Source organism: Pantoea sp. X-Soil-YNGN-844 (assembly GCF_059730595.1).
In genome coordinates this window covers 293,407-312,955 of sequence record NZ_AP036007.1, presented here as the reverse complement: position 1 = coordinate 312,955, position 19,549 = coordinate 293,407, and the positions used below count along the sequence as shown (strand labels likewise).

14 protein-coding genes and 1 riboswitch are annotated in these 19,549 nt (G+C 57.2%); of the genes, 10 read left to right on the top strand and 4 right to left on the bottom strand.

What is annotated here, in order from left to right:
- Positions 1 to 20: 20 nt before the first annotated feature.
- From AC6I8C_RS01325 to AC6I8C_RS01305, 5 genes are all read left to right on the top strand, one after another.
- Entirely contained in the window at positions 21 to 833 is an 813-nt protein-coding gene (locus tag AC6I8C_RS01325) for an alkaline phosphatase family protein (RefSeq protein ID WP_033784463.1), read from the top strand.
- Entirely contained in the window at positions 830 to 1,675 is an 846-nt protein-coding gene (locus AC6I8C_RS01320) for an ABC transporter permease (RefSeq protein ID WP_497821389.1), read from the top strand. Before AC6I8C_RS01325 ends, AC6I8C_RS01320 begins: the two co-directional genes overlap by 4 nt.
- 11 nt (positions 1,676 to 1,686) lie before the next feature.
- A complete protein-coding gene (locus tag AC6I8C_RS01315) occupies positions 1,687 to 2,472 on the top strand; it encodes an ABC transporter permease (protein WP_061061338.1) in 786 nt (261 codons plus the stop codon).
- 2 nt (positions 2,473 to 2,474) lie between these two features.
- A complete protein-coding gene (locus AC6I8C_RS01310) occupies positions 2,475 to 3,467 on the top strand; it encodes an ABC transporter ATP-binding protein (RefSeq protein ID WP_497821388.1) in 993 nt (330 codons plus the stop codon).
- A 110-nt stretch (positions 3,468 to 3,577) separates the two neighbouring features.
- Complete coding sequence (locus AC6I8C_RS01305; RefSeq protein ID WP_370422487.1) at positions 3,578 to 5,203, top strand: Na/Pi cotransporter family protein; 1,626 nt, start codon at positions 3,578 to 3,580, stop codon at positions 5,201 to 5,203.
- Between the two features lie 86 nt (positions 5,204 to 5,289).
- On the opposite strand, the gene panS is transcribed toward AC6I8C_RS01305, so the two are convergent.
- The 3 genes from panS to lysC all read right to left on the bottom strand — a co-directional run bounded on the left by panS (position 5,290) and on the right by lysC (position 8,676).
- Positions 5,290 to 6,207, bottom strand: a complete 918-nt coding sequence (panS, locus tag AC6I8C_RS01300) for a ketopantoate/pantoate/pantothenate transporter PanS (RefSeq protein ID WP_003855809.1) — start codon at positions 6,205 to 6,207, stop codon at positions 5,290 to 5,292.
- A 183-nt stretch (positions 6,208 to 6,390) separates the two neighbouring features.
- Positions 6,391 to 7,083, bottom strand: coding sequence for an aquaporin Z (gene aqpZ / locus AC6I8C_RS01295; RefSeq protein WP_013359761.1), 693 nt, complete (start codon positions 7,081 to 7,083; stop codon positions 6,391 to 6,393).
- Positions 7,084 to 7,323: 240 nt separating this feature from the next.
- Positions 7,324 to 8,676: a lysine-sensitive aspartokinase 3 gene (lysC, locus tag AC6I8C_RS01290; protein WP_033734867.1), complete on the bottom strand. Its 1,353-nt coding sequence runs from the start codon at positions 8,674 to 8,676 to the stop codon at positions 7,324 to 7,326.
- Positions 8,677 to 8,789: 113 nt separating this feature from the next.
- A riboswitch (Lysine riboswitch) is annotated at positions 8,790 to 8,982 on the bottom strand.
- Between the two features lie 391 nt (positions 8,983 to 9,373).
- On the opposite strand from lysC, the gene pgi reads away from it, so the two are divergent.
- From pgi to AC6I8C_RS01265, 5 genes are all read left to right on the top strand, one after another.
- Complete coding sequence (gene pgi / locus AC6I8C_RS01285; RefSeq protein ID WP_497821387.1) at positions 9,374 to 11,020, top strand: glucose-6-phosphate isomerase; 1,647 nt, start codon at positions 9,374 to 9,376, stop codon at positions 11,018 to 11,020.
- A gap of 566 nt (positions 11,021 to 11,586) precedes the next feature.
- A complete protein-coding gene (yjbE, locus tag AC6I8C_RS01280; RefSeq protein WP_013359757.1) occupies positions 11,587 to 11,844 on the top strand; it encodes an exopolysaccharide production protein YjbE in 258 nt (85 codons plus the stop codon).
- A 196-nt stretch (positions 11,845 to 12,040) separates the two neighbouring features.
- Positions 12,041 to 12,688, top strand: a complete 648-nt coding sequence (locus tag AC6I8C_RS01275) for a YjbF family lipoprotein (protein ID WP_497821386.1) — start codon at positions 12,041 to 12,043, stop codon at positions 12,686 to 12,688.
- Positions 12,685 to 13,428 carry a capsule biosynthesis GfcC family protein gene (locus tag AC6I8C_RS01270; RefSeq protein ID WP_497821385.1) on the top strand — a complete coding sequence of 248 codons (744 nt, stop codon included), beginning with the start codon at positions 12,685 to 12,687 and terminating at the stop codon, positions 13,426 to 13,428. Before AC6I8C_RS01275 ends, AC6I8C_RS01270 begins: the two co-directional genes overlap by 4 nt.
- Positions 13,428 to 15,518: a YjbH domain-containing protein gene (locus tag AC6I8C_RS01265; RefSeq protein WP_497821384.1), complete on the top strand. Its 2,091-nt coding sequence runs from the start codon at positions 13,428 to 13,430 to the stop codon at positions 15,516 to 15,518. The genes AC6I8C_RS01270 and AC6I8C_RS01265 overlap by 1 nt, the downstream gene beginning before the upstream one ends.
- A 268-nt stretch (positions 15,519 to 15,786) precedes the next feature.
- Here the strand turns inward: AC6I8C_RS01265 and metH are convergent, their stop codons facing one another.
- A complete protein-coding gene (metH, locus tag AC6I8C_RS01260; RefSeq protein WP_497823291.1) occupies positions 15,787 to 19,422 on the bottom strand; it encodes a methionine synthase in 3,636 nt (1,211 codons plus the stop codon).
- Positions 19,423 to 19,549 lie beyond the last annotated feature (127 nt).

Below are 19,549 nucleotides of genomic sequence, written 5' to 3'. Positions count from 1 at the left end.
TTCACGGCAGGGAGAACGGAATGAAAACCATCCTGGTGGTACTGGACGGACTGAGCAATCAGGTCGCACAACATGCAATGGGTTACCTGCATGCCGAGTGTTCGCAGGGCAACGGGTTCTATTACCGTATGACCTGTGAATTACCGTCGCTGTCGCGCCCGCTTTATGAGTGCATTCTGACCGGCGTTCCTCCGGTGAGAAGCGGCATTATTCATAATGGCGTCAGCCGGTTAAGTCGCGAACGCAGCGTGTTTCACTTTGCGCGCGCGGCAGGGCTGACGACAGCGGCGGCGGCCTACCACTGGGTAAGTGAGCTTTATAACCGCACACCGTTCGTTCCGGCGCGCGATCGTCACACCGACGCGCCAGACCTGCCGATTCAGTACGGCCATTTTTATTCTGACGATAGCTATCCCGACTCACATCTGTTCGAAGATGCAGAGAGCCTGCGGCTGCGTCACGATCCCGATTTCCTGCTAATCCACCCGATGAATATCGACGATGCCGGTCATAAGTCGGGGCTCTCCTCGCCGCAGTACCGCAACCGGGCACGCATTGCCGACGGCCTGCTGTCGCAGTGGATGCCGCTGTGGCTGGCCGAAGGCTACCAGGTGATGGTGACGGCCGATCACGGCATGAATGACGATCGCTCCCACGGCGGAATTCTGCCGGAGGAGACCACGGTGCCGCTGTTTGTCTTTGGCCACGCTTTCTCGCTGCAGCCTGACCTTGCGCCGCAGCAGACCGATCTGTGCGGCACGCTGTGTGAACTGCTGGAAGTGGCGCATGACAAGCCGGTCTGTCGCGGGCTGCTGGCGGAGCCGCAAAGATGAAGGGAAAAGGATTCGCACTGCTGCTGCTGTTGCCTTTCACCCTGTTCTGGGTCGCCATTCAGCTGGCCCCGCTGCTGTGGATCGCCATCAACAGCTTCTGGAGTGACATGAACAGCCAGTGGGGCTGGGATAACTATCACGACATCCTCACCTCACCGTTCTACCAGCAGGCATTTCGCTTCTCACTGGATATCTCGCTCTGGTCCAGCGTCTGGGGACTGCTGATTGCGCTCATCACTGGCTATTCGCTGCATCAGCTCGGCGGCGGACGACTGCAGCGCTTTCTTATCTCTTTTACCAACATGACCAGCAACTTTGCCGGTGTCCCGCTGGCGTTTGCCTTTGTGATTCTGCTGGGGCTGAACGGCTGCCTGACGCTGCTGCTGCGCCATTATGGTGTGATTGAGAGCTTCCGACTCTTCTCGCGCAACGGCATGGTGCTGGTTTACACCTGGTTTCAGATCCCGCTGGGCGTATTGCTGCTCTTCCCGGCGTTCGACGGGCTGAAAAAAGAGTGGCAGGAGTCCGCTGCGCTGCTGGGTGCCAGCCGCTGGCGCTACGTCTGGCACATCGCTCTGCCGATTCTGTTCCCGGCGCTGCTCGGAACCTTTGTGATCCTGCTGGCGAATGCGCTGGGCGCTTACGCCACGATTTATGCGCTGACCACCGGTAATTTCAACGTGGTGCCGGTGCGCATCGCCGCGCTGGTCTCCGGTGATATTTCGCTCGATCCCAACACCGGCAGCGCGCTGGCGATGCTGCTGGTGGCAATCATGGCGCTGATCACCCTGGTGCAGCAGTATCTGGTGCGCCGCAGCTATCTCAATGCGAAACAGCCATGAAAGGAGCCGTCATGTCACGTGCTGAGCATCTCTATCACCGGATCATGGTCGGGTTACTCTTTACTCTGCTGGCGCTGCCGTTGCTGGCGACGCTGCTCTATGCGATTTCGTCCGACTGGAGCAATACCATTCTGCCGCAGGGCTATAGCCTGAAGTGGTTCATCCAGCTCTGGAGCGATCCACGTTTTCTGACGGCGCTGGGCCATTCGCTGCTGATTTGCTTTGGTGCGCTGCTCTTCTCGCTGGTGCTGGTGCTGCCTGCCATGTTTGTAATCGCTTACTACTTTCCCCGACTGGATTCGGTGATGAACATCCTGATCCTGATGCCTTTTGCCGTGCCGCCGGTGGTGTCATCCGTGGGATTACTCCAGCTCTACTCTTCGTCACCGCTGATGCTGACCGGCACGCCGTGGATCTTAATCGGCTGCTACTTCACCATCGCACTGCCCTTTATCTATCGGGCGCTGGCGAACAATATGCAGGCGATCAACCTTAAAGAGCTGATTGATGCTGCACAGCTGCTGGGTGCCAGCACCTGGCAGGCGGCGCTGTGGGTGGTGCTGCCTAACCTGCGCAAGGGGATGCTGATTGCCGTGCTGCTCTCGTTCTCCTTTCTGATTGGTGAGTTTGTCTTCGCTAACCTGCTGGTCGGCAACCGCTATGAAACCCTGCAGGTTTACCTGTTCAATATGCGGAACGGCAGCGGTCACTTCACCAGCGCGCTGGTGATCTCCTACTTCTTTGTGGTGTTGCTGGTCACCTGGCTGGCCAACGCCCTGAATCCTGAACGAGGCTGAATATGAGTTACCTTGAGGTCAGAGAGCTGAACAAGTCCTATGGACCGACGCCGATTTTTGAGCAGATCGATTTCAGCGCCGCCGAAGGAGAGTTCGTCACCCTGCTCGGCCCCAGCGGCTGCGGCAAATCGACGCTGCTGCGCTGTCTGGCGGGATTAACCAGCGTCGACAGCGGTGAAATCAGGCTGGAGGGCAAAGATATCGTGCCGCTGGCCCCACAGAAACGCGCCATTGGCATGGTGTTCCAGAGCTATGCGCTTTTTCCCAACATGACGGTGGAGAAGAACGTCGCGTTTGGCCTGAAGATGCAGAAGCTGCCCGAGGCACAGATCCGCCAGCGGGTGCTGGAGGTGCTGGAACTGGTGGAACTCAGTGAGTATGCGCGTCGTTATCCGCATCAGCTGTCAGGCGGCCAGTGTCAGCGCGTGGCGCTGGCGCGTTCGCTGGTGACGCGTCCGCGTCTGCTGCTGTTGGATGAGCCGCTGTCGGCGCTGGATGCGCGCATCCGTCGCCATCTGCGCGATCAAATCCGGCGCATTCAGCGCGAGCTGAATCTCACCACCCTCTTCGTCACCCACGATCAGGAGGAGGCGCTGACGCTCTCCGACCGCATTGTGCTGATGAACCGGGGCAAAATCGTGCAGAACGGCGATGCCGAAGCGCTCTATACCCAGCCGGTCGATCTCTTTGTCGCCGGATTTATTGGCAATTACAACCTGCTGAGTGCCGAGCAGGCGACGCGGCTGACCGGCCAGCCTTTCCACAGCCAGGTCGCCATTCGCCCGGAATCGATGCTGTTTACCGCGCCGGGCCAGGGTATTCCTGCGGAAATCCTCAGCCACAGCCTGCTGGGCAACGTCATCCGCTACCGTATCCGGGCGCATGACGTGGAGCTTTCGGTCGATGTGCTTAACCGATCGGCGGCGGATTTGCACCCCGCTGGCAGGCAGATTGGTCTACAATTAGAGCTGTCGACTTTGCGCCAGGTGGCTTAAAACACAGGAAAAAATCACGCATAGCACGGCAATCCCCTTCACAGATTGCTCTTGCTGTCAGGCTGGCAGTCTGTGCTGTTTGAAGCCTGACAAACGAGGAGCGATACCCCGTGTTAACTCTGCTTAATCTGCTTTCTGCAGTGGCCCTGCTGGTCTGGGGCACACATATCGTGCGAACCGGCATCATGCGGGTTTACGGTGCCGATCTGCGCCGCGTGCTGAGCCGCAGTATAGAAAAAAAACCAATGGCGTTTCTGGCGGGTCTCGGCGTGACTACGCTGGTACAGAGCAGCAATGCCACGACATTGCTGGTCACCTCGTTTGTGGCACAGAATCTGGTCAGCCTGACGCCCGCGCTGGTGGTGATCCTGGGCGCGGATGTCGGTACCGCTATCATGGCGCGCATCCTGACCTTTGACCTCTCCTGGCTCTCACCGCTGTTTATCTTCTTTGGCGTGGTGTTCTTCCTCAGCCGCAAACAGACCCGCGCCGGTCAGTTAGGCCGTGCCAGTATCGGCCTGGGCCTGATATTGCTGGCGCTGCAGCTGATTGTCGAAGCGGCGCGTCCGATTACCCAGGCCGCCGGTGTGCAGGTGCTCTTCTCCAGCCTGACCGGCGACGTGATGCTTGATGCGCTGCTGGGCGCAGTGTTTGCCATTATCAGTTACTCCAGTCTGGCCGCTGTGCTGATTACCGCGACACTGACTGCCACCGGCGTGATTTCGTTCAAGGTCGCGCTCTGTCTGGTGATTGGTGCCAATCTCGGTAGCGGTCTGCTGGCGATGATCAACGCCAGCGGCTCGAATGCCGCGGGCAAACGCGTAGCGCTCGGCAGCCTGCTGTTCAAGTTCATTGGCTGCGTCCTGATTCTGCCGTTTGTCGATATTGTGGCGACCTGGCTCGATAAGCTGCCGGTCAACGATGAAGAGTTAGTGATTTTCTTCCATGTGTTTTACAACCTGATCCGCTGCGTGGCGATGGTGCCGTTTGCTGACCTGATGGCGCGCCTCTGCCGTCGGCTCATTGCCGACGACGTCGACAACGCGCTGCAGCTTAAGCCAAAGCATCTCGATCGCAGCGCGCTGGATACCCCGGCGCTGGCGCTGGTGAATGCCGCCCGCGAAGCGCTGCGAATAGGTGACGTGCTGGAGCAGATGCTGGAAGCGTTTAATAAAGTCGTGCATGGCGAGTCCCGCGAGGAGCGCACGGTGCGTCGGCTGGATGATGATGTCGATGTGCTCTATACCGCCATCAAACTTTATCTCGCGCGGATGCCCAAAGAGGATTTGCCCGAAGAGGATTCGCGCCGCTGGGGTGAAATTATTGAGATGTCGCTGAATCTGGAGCAGGCCGGTGACATTATTGAGCGGATGAGCGGCGATGTCGCTGACAAGTCGCTGGCAGCGGGCCGCGCGTTTTCTGCCGAGGGATTAAAGGAGCTGCAGGAGTTGCAGGAACTGTTGATCGCCAACCTCAGAATGAGCCTGTCAGTCTTTCTTTCGCACGATGTCACCAGCGCCAGACGTCTGCGCCGCGCAAAACATCGCTTCCGCCTGATGATTCGTCGCTACTCTCACGCCCACGTTGATCGCCTGCATCAGCAGAACGTGCAGAGCATTGAAACCAGCTCGCTGCACCTCGGTTTACTCGGCGACATGAAGCGCCTGAATTCCCTGTTCTGCAGCGTGGCCTATACCGTACTGGACCAGCCCGACGATGAACGAGATTATGAATAAGGGGTGTGAACAGACAATTACGCCGGAGCACTCGTCCGGCGCAACAGCAGTGAGAAGCGGCGCATCGCAATAATGCGCCGCCACAGTTACTTCTTCTTAATCGGCTTACCGGACCAGTAACCCGCCAGCAGCGAACCTGACAGGTTGTGCCACACCGAGAAGAGTGCGCCCGGCAATGCCGCCAGCGGCGAGAAGTAGAGTTTGCCCAGCGTCGCCGCCAGACCGGAGTTCTGCATGCCGACCTCCAGCGCCAGCGTACGGCAGGTTGACTCATCAAAGCCAAACAGTTTGCCGCCCCAGTAACCGCCAAGCAGACCAATCGCGTTATGCAGGATCACCGCCGCGATCACCATCAATCCTACCGATCCGATGAAGCCCTGACTGCCCGCCACCACCGCGCTGATGATCAGCAGAATGCAGACCATCGAAAACGCAGGCAGCCACGGCTCCACCCGGCGAACCACGCTGTTCATGCTGTGATGAATGATCAGTCCGAGGCTGATTGGGATCACCACGATCTTCACGATGCTCAGCAGCATGCCCACCACATCAACCTGAATGTGGGTATCCACATAAAAGCGGGTTAACAGCGGCGTAGCGAACACGCCCACTAACGCAGAGACGGAAGAAATGGTTACCGACAGCGCCACATCGCCTTTCGCCAGATAGATCATCACGTTGCTGGCGGTGCCGCTGGCAACTGAGCCGACCAGAATCATACCGGCGGCCAGATCGGGCGGCATATGAAACAGTTTTGCCAGCCCCCAGGCGGCTAACGGCATCACCAGATAGTGCAGAAAAGTGCCGGCAATCACCGGTGCAGGCCGGGTCAGCACCCGTTTGAAATCGTCGATATTCAGGGTCACGCCCATGCCGAACATAATCAGCATCAGCAGATAAGTGACCCAGGGGCCGATGCCGAGAAAGGTACCTGGAGAGTAATAAGCGGCGACAGACAGCAGCACGGCCCAGAGCGGGAACAGGCGGGTTAACGTGGCGAGCATAGCCAGACTTCCTTATAAGAATGTTATGTTTAGTGCAGATTTGCCATAGAGCGTCATCATGCAGGAACGACTGCCGTGACGAGGCCGGGATCATAACACTTCATTATCATGGCGTAAGGCGAAGATGGGGCGAGGCAGGAAAATGCGGATCGACTGCTGCCGATCCGCTGAATATCGACGAAATTACGCTGCTTTATCCTCTAAACCGCGGTAGATCAAACCACCAATCACGGCGCCGATAATCGGCATCAACCAGAACATCCACAGCTGAGCGATCGCCCAGTCCCCCTGGAAGAGGGCTGCTGCGGTGCTGCGTGCCGGGTTAACAGAAGTGTTAGTCACCGGAATGCTGATCAGGTGGATCAGGGTTAACGCCAGACCAATCGCGATCGGCGCAAAGCCTTTTGGCGCGCGTTCGCTGGTCGCGCCCATGATCACAATCAGGAAGATAGCCGTCATCACGACCTCAGTGATCATGCCTGCCTGCAAACTGAAGCCGCCCGGCGAGTGTTCGCCGTAACCGTTCGCCGCAAAGCCGCTGGCCGCTGCGCTGAAGTCGCCTTTACCGCTGGCGATCAGATAAAGCACCGCGCCAGCAGCAATGCCGCCCACCAGTTGTGCGATGATGTAAGGAATGGCCTGCGAGGCGGAGAAACGTCCGCCTGCCACTAATCCCAGAGTGACCGCCGGATTAAAATGACCGCCTGAGATATGACCAACTGCATACGCCATGACCAGTACGCTCAGACCGAAAGCCAGCGCGACGCCCATGAAGCCAATGCCCAGTTCCGGGAACGCCGCTGACAGTACGGCACTACCACAACCGCCTGCGACCAGTACAAAAGTCCCCAGCGCCTCTGCGACTAACCTTTTCATGATATTTCCTAAATTTGGGTGAATTGATTCAGCGGCGGGATTATAAATCTGAGGAAAGAGAGCGCAACGCCGGTACACGAAATGCGCAAAGAAAGGGGTTGCCATTTGGCAATAGTGGGCAATAAGACGTTGGATTAATTGAATTATCTGGGAGAAAGAAACCAGCGGAGGATCAGAACGAAGTGAAGTTTTTTTGCCGCTGTTCAGGCCGCGCAGACGCGGCCTGAACAGCAGATAAATTTACTCGAACAGATTGCGGTGCAGCGTACGGACTACGCTTTCCGCGTCGTTGCCCGGCACCAGGAAGCAGAGATTGTAGCTGCTGGCCCCATAGCAAATCATCCGCAGGTTGAACGGGTCGAGCACACCAAACACCTCTTTGCCGACACCGCAGGCTTTTGACAGCTCATTGCCGATAATCGCCACCAGCGCCAGATCTTCCTCCACTTCTACCCGGCACAGCGACGAGAGTTCAGTCAGCAGCGCCTGGGTCAGCAGACTGGCGCTGGTTGAGGTCGATCCGGTGGTGTCCAGCGTCAGCGCCACGCTCACTTCGGAGGTGGTGATCAGGTCAACGGAGACGTTATGACGCGCCAGAATGTTAAACAGTTCGGCGAGGAAACCAAACGTATGCAGCATGTTAAGGCTGTGCAGCGTTAACAGCGTCTGCTTACGACGCAACGCCAGCGCCCGGAACAGCGGCGGATTGCGGGTTTCGTTGCAGACGCGGGTACCGCCTGCGGCCGGATCCTTGCTGGAACCGACGAAGACCGGAATACCCCGGCGCACGGCGGGCAGCAGCGTCGCCGGATGCAATACTTTGGCACCAAACGTCGCCATCTCAGCGGCTTCTTCGAAGGTGATTTCATCGATACGCTTCGCCGTCGGCACGACGCGCGGATCGGTGGTATAGATACCCGGCACATCCGTCCAGATATCGACTCGCGCCGCATTCAGCGCTTCGCCCAGCAGCGCGGCGGTGTAATCACTGCCGCCACGCCCTAAAGTGGTGGTACGCCCTTCGCTTTCACTGCCGATAAAGCCCTGGGTAATCACCAGCGCCTGCTCAATGCGCGGCTGCAACTGCGCCGTCGCCTGCTCCGCCAGCACCTGGACATCCGGGACTGCGCGGCCAAAATGATCGTCGGTGCGCATCACTTTGCGAACATCAAACCACTCTGCATTCACCTGACGTTCACGCAGAATTTCAACAAACAGCAGTGAAGACATCAGCTCGCCGTGGCTGACCAGTTCATCGGTCAGGGCATTTGAGGTGGCGAGTGACGCCGCTTCTGAGAGCATGCTGATATTGTCGATCATCCGATCAATTTCATCGCGGATCACGTCCGGACGCTGCAGGCGATCGACGATGGCGTACTGGATACGGCGGATATCATCAAGCAGAGCAGCGCGCTGGGGTGCCTGCTGGCCTTCAGCCAGCGCAACCAGAAGATTGGTAATGCCTGCCGAGGCAGAGAGCACCACCAGACGCGTGCTGGCGTCCTGCAACACCACATCGGCGCTGCGGTTCATCGCTTCAAAATCGGCTACGCTGGTGCCGCCAAATTTTGCCACTATCAGAGTTTGAGACATGTAGGACCTCGTGTCAGGTTATCTTGTTCTCGCCGATGAAAGGGTCGAGAAACATGCTTTCAGCCAGGCACAAGGAAAGAGCAGAAACGGGCGGACAAGATCGGATAGACGAGTCACCCAGAAGCGCCCCACCTTGCAAAACGTCGACTGCAGACGTTTCTGGTGACAACCCAGAGGATTCAGCCCCTGTAGCCGACAGGCAACACACCGCGTGCTGACCCACCTCGGCGTCGCTCCCCATGATGTGTTTTCACCGGATACGGTTCCTCCAACACACTGCCTGGGCGACGCGCCTCTTCTGGCTTGCACACAGGTGCGCAAGTAGGCGCATAGATCTAGCCTTTTCTGGACCTGCTGTCAATGTCAGCGATGGCCGGAGAGCCGCATTAGAAAACAAATGACCCTGCGCCGCAGGGGCTACAGTGCTTAATGGGTTCAGCCCCTGCAACAATCCCTGACACGGCACAACGTTTTGCGCAGACTTTCGCGTCACACTTTAGCGCGTGATACTGCGGCCATCCGCAGGCTGTTCGCGCCAGTGAATGCTGACGTCAGATCGCAGCGTTCACCTCGCCTGCGCGGCGTGCGCTGACAAAATTTTTCCTTTCAGTTACAAGTGTGGTCATACTGAAACGCTAAACGGGCATGATGTGCCTCCGATGGAATGACGGTTCTTAATATCAACAAGAGTGTTGCCATGAAAAATATCAATCCGACACAAACCGCAGCCTGGAAAGCGCTGCAACAGCATTTTGAGCAGATGAAATCGGTAGAAATTGCCGATCTGTTCGCTCAGGATGCCGATCGTTTTGCCAAATTCTCTGCCACCTTTGATGATCAGATGCTGGTGGATTTCTCCAAAAACCGCATCACCCAGGAAACCCTCGATAAGTTACAGGCGCTGGCCAAAGAGACCGATCTCAGCGGTGCCATTAAGTCTATGTTCTCGGGTGAGAAGATTAACCGCACCGAAGATCGTGCGGTGCTGCACGTCGCACTGCGTAACCGGAGTAACACGCCGATTCTGGTGGATGGCAAAGATGTGATGCCAGAGGTCAACGCGGTGCTGGACAAGATGAAAGGCTTCTCAGAGCGCATCATCAGCGGCGAATGGAAAGGCTATACCGGTAAAGCGATCACCGACGTAGTGAACATCGGTATCGGCGGCTCCGACCTCGGCCCGTTTATGGTGACGGAAGCACTGCGCCCGTACAAAAACCATCTAAATATGCATTTTGTCTCCAACGTTGACGGCACCCACATCGCCGAAACGCTGAAAGATCTCAGCCCGGAAACCACCCTGTTCCTGGTTGCATCGAAGACCTTCACGACTCAGGAAACCATGACCAACGCCCACAGCGCGCGCGACTGGTTCCTGAAAACCGCAGGCGATCAGCAGCATGTAGCGAAACACTTTGCTGCACTGTCGACCAATGCCAAAGCGGTGGGTGAATTCGGTATCGACACCAATAACATGTTTGAATTCTGGGACTGGGTTGGCGGCCGCTATTCACTGTGGTCAGCGATCGGCCTGTCGATCATTCTCTCGATTGGTTTCGATAACTTCGAGCAGCTGCTGAGCGGCGCACATGCCATGGACCAGCACTTCGCCTCTACCCCGGCGGAGCAGAACCTGCCGGTGCTGCTGGCGCTGATTGGTATCTGGTACAACAACTTCTTTGGTGCCGAAACCGAAGCGATTCTGCCTTACGACCAGTACATGCACCGCTTTGCCGCCTATTTCCAGCAGGGAAATATGGAGTCAAACGGCAAATATGTGGATCGCGACGGTCACCCGGTGGACTACCAGACTGGCCCTATTATCTGGGGCGAACCCGGCACTAACGGTCAGCATGCGTTTTATCAGCTGATCCATCAGGGTACCAAACTGGTTCCGTGTGACTTTATTGCGCCGGCTATTACTCATAACGCGCTGGCGGACCACCATCCAAAACTGCTCTCTAACTTCTTTGCCCAGACCGAAGCGCTGGCGTTTGGTAAGTCACGCGACGTCGTGGAGAAAGAGTTTACCGATGCCGGCAAATCTGCAGAATCTGTGGCCCACATTGTGCCGTTCAAGGTGTTTGAAGGTAATCGCCCGACTAACTCCATCCTGCTGCGTGAGATTACGCCGTACAGCCTGGGCGCGCTGATTGCGCTGTACGAGCACAAAATCTTCACGCAGGGTACCATCCTGAATATCTTCACCTTTGATCAGTGGGGTGTGGAATTAGGTAAGCAGCTGGCGAACCGTATTCTGCCGGAACTGGAAAATGAGGACGAAATTACCTCTCATGACAGTTCCACTAATGCTTTAATTAACCGCTATAAATCCTGGCGTTAATCGGCGTTAATTTCATCGGGCGGCAACGTTGCCGCCCTTTTTTTGTCTCTTTTTCCATCTGGATGACCTGATTATCGATTCTGTCATTCACGCCAGCGCGGGAAAAGTCTTAAAATACCCTAAGATAATTCTGAACATCTGGTGACAAAACAGAGTGTAATCCAGTATAAAATGGATCTGAAAACAGGCGGTACGCAGGGTTAGCTGTTGATTTATAGTCATATTTAATTTAAGCCCTTCTGAGTAAATTCTGATTATTCTTATTCCGTACCAGATATAACTAAAAAAGAACATTCCGCTTTGCATTTGCCTTACCCGTAGCGAAATATAGGGTATCAACCGGAAAAACTCCGATATAAAAAGTAGTTATCCCCAATCCAGCTGATTAAATCACGCAATCACCCCGCTATTTGCCCTGGTTTTTATGGCACTGAACTCTGATATTTTGTTGCCCTATAATGAACGCGCCCGCAATGGGACTGTCCGTCGCTCTGGTTGCAGCCTGTCTGTATTGCCATTGTCGCCGGTCAGAGATCCTTCATTCACTCAATGCAGGAAACGTTGTTATGAAAAAAACTATGGTTGCCGGTGCAGCCCTGATCCTCGTTGCCGCTTCTTCCAGCGCATTTGCTGCGCCGCAGGAAGCAGGTGAAGCAGGTACTGCAGCTGGCGCGCAGGCGGGAGCAATCTCTGCTGGCACGTCCACAGCTGTGGGTATCGGCGCACTTGGCGCGCTGGTCGGGCTCGGCATTGCTGCTTCTGGCGGTGGTGACGGCGCAAATACCGGTACAACAACCACGACCACGACGAGCACCACTCGTTGATGGATGCCCGACTCCCGTCTGATTGCTGATGTGCAGCAAACGGGCCGAGGCTGAATCACTGACTCAGTTAAGTGATGACGCTGAGCCTTGTAACCTGTATCTCTGCAGCCAGCCGTGACGGGCAGAGCACCTTTAAACATAACCACACGCCTGTGTGGTTATTTTTTACTTTGGCATGACTTATCAGGGACACACAGTGCGCCGACTTCCTCTGCTGCTCGCTTGCCTGCTGCTGCAGGCCTGTACACAAACGCAAAAAGGTCTTGAACAGACCCTGCTGCTCGCGGTTAACGGTCCGGATGACGTGACCGTCACCGATCAACAGGTCAACAATCTTCCCTATGCCAGTCTCTATGCTCGTCTGAATGACGGTCCGCGCATTTTTGTGGTGCTGGGCTACAGCGAGAAGGGGCAGCAGAAATGGGTGACGCAGGATCAGGCGATGCTGGTGACACAGCACGGCCGCCTGGTTAAAACCCTGGGCTTACCGGATAACCTGCTGAGCGTCAGCAATCTGCAACAGGATCCGCTTGCTGACAGCCTGCATATCAGCAGTGGCGCAGGCTGGACCCGCATCGTGCAGTGGACCGAGCAGGGCAAGGTTCGCGGCGCGACCGTGCGTTCCACCTTCCAGCGCGGCACCGACGACGTGCTGACCGTGGCGGGCAACCGTATCCCGTGCCGTGTCTGGCATGAGCAGGTAAGCATCGACAGCAGTAACCGCGAGTGGGAAAACACCTTCTGGATCGACAACAGCAGCGGTGATGTGGTGCAGGCCCATCAGATGCTGGCGGCCGATGCCTTCCCTGTCGATATCACTATTCTGAAGCCGGCGAAATCATGAAAAAAATCACTATTTTGCTGGCCGGGCTGAGCCTGCTCAGCGCCGCAGAAGCGCAGGCGACTGCGCAGGTTATCGTTCATGCACCGCACAACGGCGGTCAGGCTGAGCTGAACCAGATCGCGGATCTCTCTCAGTTGGTGACACTGCCTCCGCTGCAGGCCAACACGGACTGGCGCCGTACCGTTATTGCCGAGCGCGGTGCCAGCGCCGTCGCACAGCAGCAATATCAACAGACGATGGGGGCTTTACGTGCCTGGCGTGCTGACAGCAGCGGCGATCGGGCGGCGGCCATTGATGAGGTCATTCGCCAGCTGAGCGCCATCAACGTGACAGGTCGCCAGTTCACCCCGCTTGACCCGGACTGGATCCGTCTCCATCCGGCGGACAACCGTCGGCTTGAAGGCAGCTATGACCTCTGGCTGCAGACGCCATCCGATTCAGTGCTGCTGCTCGGCGCACTAAGCGGCGCAGGCAAAGTGAGCTGGCAGCCGGGTAAATCAGTACGCGACTATCTGGAGGGTCACCCGTCACTCTCCGGCGCAGAACGCAATTTTGTCACGGTGATTTCGCCTTCCGGCGCCACACAGCAGGTGCCGGTTGCTTACTGGAATCATCGCCACGCGGAAGTGGAGCCAGGCAGCGTTATCTGGCTCGGCTTTTCCTCATGGAGCCTGCCAGGCAGCTATGAAGATCTGAACGATCGCATTCTTTCCGTACTGACTCACCGGATACCAGACTGATGAAAAAACGTTATCTCTTCAGCCTGTTGGCTGTTTCCGTGGCGGCAGCCTGTCAGGCCCAGGCCGACACCTTCCCCGCGCCGGTGGGCCCGTCACAATCTGATTTCGGTGGTGTGGGCCTGATGCAGGTGCCGACGGCGCGCATGGCCAAAGAAGGCGAGTTCAGCCTCAATGCGCGCGATAACGATCAGTACCGCTATTACTCTGCGTCACTGCAGCTCTTTCCCTGGCTGGAGACGACCGTGCGTTATACCGACGTGCGCACCCGGCAGTACAGTGCAGTGTCAGAATTCAGTGGCACGCAGAGCTATAAGGATAAAGCCTTCGACCTGAAACTGCGTCTGTGGCAGGAAGGCTTCTGGCTGCCGGAAGTGGCGGTGGGAACGCGCGATCTCGGCGGTACCGGCCTGTTTGACAGTGAATATGTGGTGGGAACCAAAGCCTGGGGACCGTTCGACTTCACCCTGGGCCTCGGCTGGGGCTATCTCGGCAACAGCGGCACCGTGAAGAACCCGTTCTGCTCCTATAGCGACAGCTATTGCCAGCGTCCACGGGTGGGCGAAGCGGGTTCCATCAATGGCTCGCAGATGTTCCACGGTCCGACAGCATTTTTCGGCGGCGTGGAGTATCAGACGCCCTGGCAGCCGCTGCGTCTCAAGATGGAGTATGAGGGCAACGACTACCAGAATGACTTTGCTGGCCGCCTTGATCAGCGCAGCAAGCTCAATGTCGGCGCGATTTATCGTGTGACCGACTGGGCTGACATCAACGCCAGCTACGAGCGCGGCAACACCTTTATGTTTGGTGTCACCATCCGTACCAACTTCAACGATCTGCGTCAGGCGCACATCGACAGCGAGAAGCCGGCCTACAATCCGCAGCCGCAGCCTCAGTTGCTGGAACCGACGGTAGTCGGAACTCAGCTGACCGATCTGAAATACAACGCAGGTCTTGATGGTCCGCGGATTCAGACTCAGGGCCACACGTTGTATGTGTCAGGCGAGCAGACGAAGTATCGTGATACCCGTGAAGGCGTTGATCGCGCTAACCGCATCATCATGAACCACCTGCCGGACGGCATCGACACCATCAATGTGACCGAGTCGCGCTTTAACATGCCGCAGGTGACTACTGAGACGAAAGTTGCCAGTCTGCGTAACGATCTGGAAGGCTACCCGCTGGGCCATGAGCAGCGGCTGCAACAAACCCGCAAAGAACCGGTCGATCCGGGTAACACCGAGCAGGGGATGTTTATCCGCCAGGATCGCCTGAACTATAGCCTCTCACCGGTGCTGAATCAGTCGGTGGGCGGCCCGGAAAGCTTCTACATGTATCAGGTTGGCGTGATGGCCAGCGCGGATTACTGGCTGACGGATCACCTGCTGGTGGGCGGCAGTCTGTTTGGTAACCTCGCTAACAACTACGACAAATTCAACTACAACGGCGCACCGGCGGACTCTTCGCTGCCGCGCGTGCGTACCCATATCCGCGACTACGTTGAGAACAACGTCTACGTTAACGATCTGCAGGCGAACTATATGGGCCACCTCGGTAACGGCTTCTATGGTCAGGTCTACGGCGGCTATCTGGAGACGATGTACGGCGGCGTGGGCGGCGAGTTGCTTTATCGTCCGGTCGATGCGAACTGGGCGGTGGGCGTCGATGCCAACTACGTCCGTCAGCGTGACTGGGACAATATGATGCAGTTTAACCGCTACAAAGCGTCAACCGGCAACCTGACCGGTTACTGGCGTCCGTGGTTCATGCAGGATGTGCTGGTGAAAACCAGCGTCGGTCAGTATCTGGCGAAAGATAAAGGTGTGACGGTCGATGTGTCGAAGCGCTTCGACAGCGGCGTGATGGTCGGTGTTTATGCCACCAAAACCAACGTGTCGTCTGAAGAGTATGGCGAAGGCGACTTCACCAAAGGCTTCTATATCTCCATCCCGATGGATCTGTTCACCGTGACGCCAACACGCGGTCGCGCGCAGGTGAACTGGGTACCGCTGACGCGTGATGGCGGTCAGATGCTGGGTCGTAAATACCAGCTGTATGATCTGACGTCGGATCGCGACGCTCGCTTCAACTAAGCAGAGGCGGCCTCCGGGCCGCTCAACACTGTTTACAGACGCAGGCTCAGGGTAAATCTGGCCGCAACACCTAAGCTCAATGCGCAGGGAACACGGTCAGAAGAGGAAAGCGTCCCGCGCCAGGACGGCGCGGGCCGAGCGTGTCATGGATGACGGCTTTTGCGTCTTTCCGATCTGACCGTGTTTCCTGCGCTGGCTCGATATCACAGCTGACAGGCCCCGAGTTGATTCCCCTCCCTTCAAGCAGCCTTCTGCCCGCTTTTTTTATTTAATCCGCATCGTAGCCGAGATTGGGTGCCAGCCAGCGCTCCACTTCGCTGACCGACATGCCTTTGCGTGCCCCATAATCCTCTACCTGATCACGCTGAATCTGCGCCACGGCGAAATAGCGGCTGTCAGGATGGCTGAAGTACCAGCCGGACACCGCCGCACCCGGCCACATGGCAAAGGATTCGGTCAGTTTCATGCCGGTCTGCTCTTCAACCGCCAGCAGACGCCAGATGGCAGCTTTTTCAGTGTGATCAGGGCAGGCCGGATAGCCTGGCGCCGGACGTACCCCCTGATAATTTTCGCGAATCAGCTCTTCATTGCTGAGGTTTTCGTTGGGCGCAAAGCCCCAGATCACCTTACGCACCCGCTCGTGCAGGTATTCAGCAAAAGCTTCCGCCAGACGGTCAGCCAGCGCTTTCACCATGATCTTGTTGTAGTCATCGTGCTGACGATCATAGGCCTCCGCCAGCGCATCCTCTTCCAGTCCGCCGGTCACCGCGAACGCGCCAAGGTAATCCGCTTTTCCCGCTGACTTCGGGGCAACGAAATCCGCCAGACAGTAGTTGGCGAAGTCGGTTTTCTCTGTCTGCTGACGTAAGTGATGACTCACACACAAAATTTCATCGCGTCGCTCGTCGCGGTAAATATGGATATCATCGCCAACCCGGTTAGCCGGGAAAATACCGACCACGCCACGCGGCTTCAGTAGTGACTCCTCACTTAATCTGTCGAGCATCGCACTGGCATCGGCAAACAGACGCTGCGCCTCTTCACCCACCACCTCATCTTCAAGAATGCGGGGATATTTACCCGCCAGCGACCATGTCATAAAGAACGGCGTCCAGTCGATGTAGTTGCGTAGCGTCGCAATGCTGGCCTCCACCTGACTGACACCAGCGCGATGCGGCACCGGCGGCGTGTAGCTTTCCCAGTCAATCGACGTGGCGTTGTCGCGCGCCGCCTGCAACGAGACCGGCGGCGTGCGTGGCTTTTTACGTGCATGCTGGATGCGCACGGTCTCATACTCTTTGCGGGTTCGGGCAACGAAGTCGTCTTTCAGCGTGGCGGAAAGCAGCGACGACACCACGCCAACGGTGCGAGAGGCGTTCTGCACATAGACCGTCGGGCCGCTGTAGTGCTGTTCAATTTTGACGGCAGTATGCGCCTTCGAGGTGGTCGCGCCGCCAATCAGCAGCGGTAAGGTAAAACCCTGCCGCTCCATCTCTTTCGCCATATTGACCATCTCATCCAGCGACGGCGTAATCAGGCCAGACAAGCCGATAATGTCCGCCTTCACTTCACGCGCCGTTTTGAGGATTTTCTCGCCCGGCACCATCACGCCAAGGTCGATAATTTCGTAGTTATTACACTGCAGCACTACGCCGACGATATTCTTGCCGATGTCATGCACGTCGCCTTTAACCGTGGCCAGCACGATTTTACCGTTGCTGCGCCCCGCCTCTTTGCTGGCTTCGATAAACGGCTCCAGATACGCCACCGCCTGCTTCATCACGCGCGCCGATTTCACCACCTGTGGCAGGAACATTTTGCCTTCGCCGAACAGGTCGCCGACCACGTTCATCCCGGACATCAGCGGCCCTTCAATCACCTCTATCGGGCGTGGCACCTGCTGACGCGCCTCTTCGGTATCCTGCTCGATGAACTCCGTGATGCCTTTGACCAGCGAATATTCCAGCCGCTTCACCACGTCCCAGCTGCGCCACTCGGCGAGCTGCTTGTCCTGCGTACCGTCACTTTTGCCGCCACGGTATTTTTCCGCCAGCGCCAGCAGCCGCTCAGTACCATCATCCCGTCGGTTGAGGATCACATCCTCCACCGCCTCGCGCAGTTCTGCCGGCAGATCGTCATAGATGGCCAGCTGGCCTGCGTTGACGATGCCCATGTCCATGCCGTTACGGATGGCGTAGTAGAGAAACACCGCATGTATCGCTTCACGCACCGGGTCGTTGCCACGGAATGAAAACGACACGTTAGAGACGCCGCCGGAGATCAGCACATGGGGCAGTTCACGCTTGATGTCTTCACAGGCACCGATGAAATCCATCGCGTAGTTGTTGTGCTCGTCGATGCCCGTAGCGACCGCAAAGATGTTGGGATCGAAAATGATATCTTCCGGCGGGAAGCCGACCTGTTCGGTCAGGATCCGGTAAGCGCGGCGACAGATTTCGATTTTACGGGCGCGGGTATCCGCCTGGCCCACTTCGTCAAACGCCATGACCACCATCGCCGCGCCGTAACGCCGCACCTGGCGCGCATGGTGGATAAAGGCCGCTTCACCCTCTTTCATAGAAATCGAGTTCACAATACCTTTGCCCTGAATGCACTGCAGCCCTTTCTCAATCACCTCCCATTTCGAGGAGTCGATCATAATCGGCACGCGGGCAATATCGGGTTCGCCCGCAATCAGATTCAGAAACCGCACCATCGCCGCTTCGGCGTCGAGCATTCCTTCATCCATATTGATGTCGATAATCTGCGCGCCGCTCTGCACCTGCTGCAGCGCCACTTCCAGCGCGTCGTTGTACTTCTCTTCTTTGATCAGCCGCTTAAATTTTGCTGAGCCGGTGACGTTGGTGCGCTCACCAACGTTAACAAACAGCGACTCTGCGGTGATGTTCAGCGGCTCCAGACCGGAGAGGCGACAGGCCACCGGAATCACTGGCAACCTGCGCGGCGCGACGCCTTCAACCGCCGCGACCATAGCCGCAATATGTTGCGGCGTAGTGCCACAGCAGCCGCCAATAATGTTCAGGAAGCCCGAGGTAGCCCATTCACCAATCTGCTCCGCCATCAGTTCTGCATCGAGATCGTATTCGCCAAAGGCGTTCGGCAGACCGGCGTTGGGATGGGCAGTGACGTATCCCTCGGCGATGCGCGAAAGCTCCGCCACATACTGACGCAGCTCATCCGGCCCCAGCGCGCAGTTCAGGCCAAAAGAGAGCGGTTCGGCATGACGCAACGAGTTGTAAAACGCTTCCGTGGTCTGGCCGGAGAGCGTCCGGCCGGACGCATCGGTGATGGTGCCGGAGATCATCAGCGGCAGTTTCACACCCAGCGCGTCCATCTCGGTCTTCACCGCATAAATGGCCGCTTTGGCATTCAGCGTATCGAACACCGTTTCAATCATGATGAGGTCAGCACCGCCCTCCACCAGCGCACGGGTCGATTCACGGTAGGCTTCCACCAGCTGATTGAAGGTGACGTTGCGGTAAGCAGGATCGTTGACGTCGGGTGAGATCGAGCAGGTACGGTTGGTCGGGCCGAGTACACCCGCGACATAACGCGGGCGATCCGGCGTTTTCGCCGTCCACGCATCGGCGCAGGCGCGCGCCAGCCGGGCCGCTTCGAAATTGATCTCCGCCGACAAGCTTTCCATCTGGTAATCCGCCATCGCAATCGACGTGGCGTTGAAGGTGTTGGTTTCCAGGATATCTGCACCGGCAGCCAGATAGGCGTCGTGGATCTCGCGGATCACCTCGGGTTTACTCAGCACCAGCAGATCGTTGTTGCCTTTGAGATCGCAGGGCCAGTCAGCAAAACGGCTGCCGCGATAATCCTCTTCCTCCAGCCGGTAGCTCTGGATCATGGTGCCCATGCCGCCATCTAACACCATAATGCGTTGTGCGAGCTGCTGATGTAGCGCGTCGATTTTAGTGCTCACTGTTGCCCCATTCACGTCAGTCTGCTGGCGGAAAACCCTGTTTTTCATTCTGGCACAAGCCTGTCTGGCGACAAAGTAA

Coding starts and splice junctions, on each gene's coding strand:
- AC6I8C_RS01325 (WP_033784463.1), top strand. CDS start 21: ATGAAAACCATCCTGGTGGTACTGGACGGACTGAGCAATCAGGTCGCA.
- AC6I8C_RS01320 (WP_497821389.1), top strand. CDS start 830: ATGAAGGGAAAAGGATTCGCACTGCTGCTGCTGTTGCCTTTCACCCTG.
- AC6I8C_RS01315 (WP_061061338.1), top strand. CDS start 1,687: ATGTCACGTGCTGAGCATCTCTATCACCGGATCATGGTCGGGTTACTC.
- AC6I8C_RS01310 (WP_497821388.1), top strand. CDS start 2,475: ATGAGTTACCTTGAGGTCAGAGAGCTGAACAAGTCCTATGGACCGACG.
- panS (WP_003855809.1), bottom strand. CDS start 6,207: ATGCTCGCCACGTTAACCCGCCTGTTCCCGCTCTGGGCCGTGCTGCTG.
- aqpZ (WP_013359761.1), bottom strand. CDS start 7,083: ATGAAAAGGTTAGTCGCAGAGGCGCTGGGGACTTTTGTACTGGTCGCA.
- lysC (WP_033734867.1), bottom strand. CDS start 8,676: ATGTCTCAAACTCTGATAGTGGCAAAATTTGGCGGCACCAGCGTAGCC.
- pgi (WP_497821387.1), top strand. CDS start 9,374: ATGAAAAATATCAATCCGACACAAACCGCAGCCTGGAAAGCGCTGCAA.
- yjbE (WP_013359757.1), top strand. CDS start 11,587: ATGAAAAAAACTATGGTTGCCGGTGCAGCCCTGATCCTCGTTGCCGCT.
- AC6I8C_RS01270 (WP_497821385.1), top strand. CDS start 12,685: ATGAAAAAAATCACTATTTTGCTGGCCGGGCTGAGCCTGCTCAGCGCC.
- AC6I8C_RS01265 (WP_497821384.1), top strand. CDS start 13,428: ATGAAAAAACGTTATCTCTTCAGCCTGTTGGCTGTTTCCGTGGCGGCA.
- metH (WP_497823291.1), bottom strand. CDS start 19,422: ATGGTGTTAGATGGCGGCATGGGCACCATGATCCAGAGCTACCGGCTG.